This window comes from Rhodoferax sp., from assembly GCF_028689305.1.
GTDB lineage: Bacteria > Pseudomonadota > Gammaproteobacteria > Burkholderiales > Burkholderiaceae_C > Rhodoferax.
Map to the genome: position 1 here is coordinate 1 of NZ_JAQTWM010000151.1, position 4503 is coordinate 4503.

Annotated in this window: 6 protein-coding genes; 3 read left to right on the top strand and 3 right to left on the bottom strand. The window is 62.8% G+C overall.

Annotation, left to right across the window (positions count from 1 at the left end; genetic code table 11):
- The coding region (locus tag PHW99_RS18120; RefSeq protein ID WP_300181019.1) for a DNA topoisomerase at positions 1–657 on the bottom strand (657 nt) is incomplete at its 3' end.
- A gap of 98 nt (positions 658–755) precedes the next feature.
- Here PHW99_RS18120 and PHW99_RS18125 point away from each other — a divergent pair.
- Genes PHW99_RS18125 through PHW99_RS18135 form a run of 3 tightly spaced genes read left to right on the top strand, consistent with a single transcriptional unit; the run spans position 756 to position 2736 of the window.
- The gene (locus PHW99_RS18125) at positions 756–1232 is read left to right on the top strand and encodes an SET domain-containing protein-lysine N-methyltransferase (RefSeq protein ID WP_300181021.1); all 477 of its coding nucleotides are present in this window, start codon (positions 756–758) and stop codon (positions 1230–1232) included.
- 5 nt (positions 1233–1237) lie between these two features.
- Positions 1238–2059 carry a biotin--[acetyl-CoA-carboxylase] ligase gene (locus PHW99_RS18130; protein WP_300181024.1) on the top strand — a complete coding sequence of 274 codons (822 nt, stop codon included), beginning with the start codon at positions 1238–1240 and terminating at the stop codon, positions 2057–2059.
- 11 nt (positions 2060–2070) lie between these two features.
- Positions 2071–2736, top strand: a complete 666-nt coding sequence (locus tag PHW99_RS18135; RefSeq protein ID WP_300181026.1) for an SPOR domain-containing protein — start codon at positions 2071–2073, stop codon at positions 2734–2736.
- 16 nt (positions 2737–2752) lie between these two features.
- On the opposite strand, the gene PHW99_RS18140 is transcribed toward PHW99_RS18135, so the two are convergent.
- Both PHW99_RS18140 and PHW99_RS18145 read right to left on the bottom strand, forming a co-directional pair.
- Complete coding sequence (locus tag PHW99_RS18140) at positions 2753–4207, bottom strand: sensor histidine kinase (RefSeq protein ID WP_300181029.1); 1455 nt, start codon at positions 4205–4207, stop codon at positions 2753–2755.
- Between the two features lie 48 nt (positions 4208–4255).
- Positions 4256–4503 (bottom strand): winged helix-turn-helix domain-containing protein (locus PHW99_RS18145; RefSeq protein WP_300181033.1); only part of this gene is annotated, 248 nt, incomplete at its 5' end.

Sequence of the window (4503 nt, forward strand, 5' to 3'; positions counted from 1 at the left end):
GCGGATCAGTTCCTCGCGCTCCACCACCACACTCAGGGTCGGTGTCTGCACCCGGCCCACCGTGGTCAAAAAGAAGCCGCCGTCACGGGAATTGAAGGCGGTCATGGCGCGCGTGCCGTTGATGCCGACCAGCCAATCGGCTTCGCTGCGGCAGCGTGCGGCGTCGGCCAGGGGTTGCATCTGGGCGTCGCTGCGCAGGTGCTCGAAGCCGTCGCGGATGGCCTGCGGCGTCATGCTCTGCAACCACAGCCGTTGCACCGGCTTGCCCAGCGGCTTGCTGCCACCGGCATACTGTTCGATCAGGCGAAAGATCAGCTCCCCTTCGCGGCCAGCATCGCAGGCGTTGATGAGTTGATCGACGTCCTTGCGTTTGGCCAGTTTCACCACGGCATTCAGACGGGTCTTGGTCTTGTCGACCGGTTTGAGGTCAAAGTGGGGCGGGATCACCGGCAAATGGGCAAAGCTCCACTTGCCACGCTTCACATCAAACGCCTCGGGGGCCTGGATCTCCACCAGGTGGCCTACCGCGCTGGAGACCACATAACGTTCATTTTCAAAATGATCATCATGCTTCTCGAACTTGCCGGCCACCGGGGTGAGGGCACGCACGATGTCCTGGGCGACCGACGGTTTTTCTGCAATAACCAAGGTTTTCATCTGACTACAATTCCATTTCTCGCGCCCGCACACGGGCGCACACACAGGCAGGTGCGCACACGCGCACCCATACGAGTTCACGATACCAAATTTTTACCGTGCCCAGCAAACCACCCGCAAAATCCCGCCGCATCCAGGTGCGCCGCTCTGGTATTCATGGCAAAGGTGTGTACGCAGTGCAAGACATTGCCGCCGGTGACACCATCATCGAATACGTGGGTGAGATCATCAGTTGGGAAGAAGCGCAGGCGCGTCACCCGCATGACCCGGCAGACCCCAATCACACGTTTTATTTCCACATTGATGAAACGCGCGTGATTGACGCACTGGTGCAGGGCAACTCGTCGCGCTGGATCAATCACTCGTGTGATGGCAATTGTGAAGCCGAAGAGCTTGATGGCCGCGTGTTCATCAAGGCGCGGCGTGACATCGCCGCCGGTGAAGAGCTGCATTACGACTATGGCCTGATCATTGACGAGCGCTATACCCCCAAACTCAAGGCCGAATACCCCTGCTGGTGTGGCGCTGCCAGTTGCCGGGGCACACTGCTGGCACCCAAACGCCGGCGCCGGTAGTTCCCATGGCATTGCCTGACATCACTGTGTGGCCCTGTGAGGCAATCTGGCAGGCTGTGGTGCCGCAGTTGCCGGGCTTCAGCGTGGAAGTGGTGCCCGAGATCGATTCCACCAACGCCGAGCTGATGCGCCGCGCACGCGCGGGTCAGGCTGAGCCGGTGTTGCTGGTGGCTGAACACCAAACCGCCGGGCGCGGGCGCCTGGGACGGTATTGGCACAGTGAGGAGGGGCGAGGCGCGGGCGGGCCAGCCTGCCTGACCTTTTCGTTGGGGCTGTCCCTGGCACCACAGGACTGGTCGGGGTTGTCGCTGGCGGTGGGTTTGAGCCTGGCGCAAAGCCTGCACCCGGACATCCGGCTGAAATGGCCCAATGATCTGTGGTGGCGGGACCGCAAGCTGGCGGGCATCCTGATTGAAACCGTTCACGTGGCCAACGTCTATGCCGACCGCCGCCGTTATGTGGTCATTGGCATGGGGGTGAATATCCAGACCCCCACGCCGCCGGGTTTGTCCACCGAAGCGGTCGGTCTGACCGAATTGACCTCCGGCATGGATGCCATGCAGGCGCTGGCCGGCAGCGTGCCGCCGCTGGTCGATGCCATCCTGCGTTTTGAACAGCGTGGTTTTGCGCCGTTTCAGGCCGCATTTCATGCCCGCGATGCACTGGTGCAGCGGGTCGTGACACTCAGTGATGGCAGCCAGGGGCTGGCGCTGGGGGTGGATGCGCAAGGCGCCCTGCAGGTGCAGACGCCGCTGGGCCTGCGCAGTGTCACCAGTGCCGAGGTCAGTGTGCGTCCGGTGCCTGGCCCGGACGATCATCATTCTTAGAGGTGTTGCGCATGTTGCGTCTGGTGGTGCTGGTTTTGCTGATGCTCAACGTGGGTTATTTCGCCTGGGGCCAAGGGTGGTTGTTGCCGTATGGTTGGGGGCCGGTCTCGCAGCGTGAACCACAACGCCTGGCGCAGCAGGTCAGGCCGCAGGCGCTGGTGATCCTGGGGGCGCAAGAGGCGCAACCCACGGCAGCGGCAGTCTCCAGTCTCACCACGTGCTGGCAGGCCGGTGATCTGGATGCAGCGCAGGCGCAGACGCTGCGTGCACTGCTGCAGGCCAAGCTGCCTGACGGCGCCTGGGTCATGGAGGACGTGCTGGTGCCCGAGCGCTGGATGATTTACATGGGCAAGTACGCCAACGCGGTTGAGCTGGCCAAGAAGCGTGAGCAGTTGACCAGCCTGAAAGTGCCTCTGGAGCCGCTGAGCAACCCGGCGTTGGCGCCCGGCTTGTCACTGGGAACTTTTGACTCGGAAGAGGCGGCCAACACGGCCTTGCAAGCGCTGACCCGCCGTGGTGTGCGCACCGCCAGGGTGCTGTCGGTGCAACCTGCGACGCCGCGTTACCGGCTGCGCCTGCCGGCGCTTGATCCGGCCCAGCAGCCGCAACTGGCGCTCATCAAGGAGGCGCTTGCGGGCAAGTCGCTGGAAGCCTGCGCGGTAACTGTTTCGAAGTGACAGGTCCGCTGCGGGCTCACGCGTCCAGGTCGGTTTCCACGGTGGCGGTGAAACGCACCACAAAACGTGCGCCTGGTGGGGTCTGTCCCGGATTGGTGTCTTCCAGACTGACGCTGGCGCCGTGTTGCTGGGCAATTTCGAGCACGATCGGCAGGCCCAGGCCGGAGCCATCCACCTCGGTGCCCAGCGCCCGGTAAAAAGGCTGGAACACCAGTTCACGCTCGGCTGGGGGCACACCGGGGCCGGAGTCCTCCACCTGTAACACCAAGGTGCGCCCGAAAGGGTCGGTCAGGACCCGCGCCGTGATCACCCCGGGCTGCTCCAGGCTCGAAGGGGTGTAATTGATGGCGTTGTCGACCAGGTTACGCACCATTTCCTTGATCAGGGTGGCATTGCCCAGCACCGTGCAGCCGGGCGTGCCGGGCTGTGTGCCTTCGTAGCCCAGGTCGATGTGTTTGTCCAGTGCGCGCGGGACGCAGTCGCGCACCACCGACATGCAGAGTTCGGCCAGATCACACAAGGTGCGTGGCATGGCCGAGCCGCTGCTCTCGGCGCGTGCCAGCGCCAGCAGCTGGTTCACGCTGTGGGTGGCACGGATGCTGGCGCGGCCGATCTGGCGTAAGGACTGCTTCAGGTCTTCGGCGCTGGCGCCTTCGCGCTGAGCCAGATCGGCCTGCATGCGCAAGCCAGCCAGTGGGGTTTTGAGCTGGTGGGCGGCGTCGGCCAGAAAACGTTTTTGCGTGGCAATCGAGTCGGTCAGGCGCAGCAGCAGGTCGTTCACCGAATCCACCAGCGGGGCCACCTCCAGCGGCACGGCCTGGGCGTCGATCGGACTAAGGTCATCGGGTTTGCGGGCGCGGATGCGTTCTTCCAGCTGATGCAGAGGTTTGATCGCCTGCACCAGTGCCAGCCACACCAGCAGCACCGCCAGTGGCAGGATGACAAACTGCGGCAGCATCACGCCCTTGACAATTTCGGTCGCCAGCACCGAGCGTTTTTCCAGGGTTTCGGCGACCTGGACCAGGGCTGGTTTGGACCAGCTGCCCGGCAAGCTGACCCAGATGTAGGCCACCTTGATGTCAAAACCTTTGACCACATCGTCGCGGATGCGGACCTCGTCCAGAACCATCTTGTCTTCTTCGGGCGGTGGTGGCAGTTCACGTTCGCCGCTCAAGAATTCGCCATGGGGTCCCAATACCTGGTAATACACCGTGTCGGAGTCATCGGCGCGCAGCAGTTCGCGTGCCGGGCGCGGCAGGACAAATTCCGCCTGACTGCGCTTGACCGTGATGAGCTGGGCCATGGCACGGGCGTTGTATTCCAGCGCCCGGTCAAAAGGACGTCCGGCAATGCTTTGGGCCACCAGCCAGGTCAGCACCAGACTGATGGGCCACAGCAGCAGCAGCGGTGTGAGCATCCAGTCCAGGATCTCGCCGAACAGCGAGCGTTGCTCACGATGAAAAATATTCATCGCAACAAGGGCCGCAGTGTCGCACCGCCACAAGTAAGGAGGCCATATTCACCCAGGTATTTTTTCCAGGCAGTAACCCAGTCCGCGCACGGTGGCGATACGGATCGGTCCTTTTTCGATCTTCTTGCGCAAGCGGTGGATGTAGACCTCGATGGCGTTGTTGCTGACTTCTTCACCCCATTCACACAGGCGCTCGACCAGTTGGTCCTTGCTGACCAGACGCCCGGCACGCTGTAGCAATACTTCGAGCAAGCCCAGTTCACGGGCCGACAACTCCACCATGGCGCCATCGATGG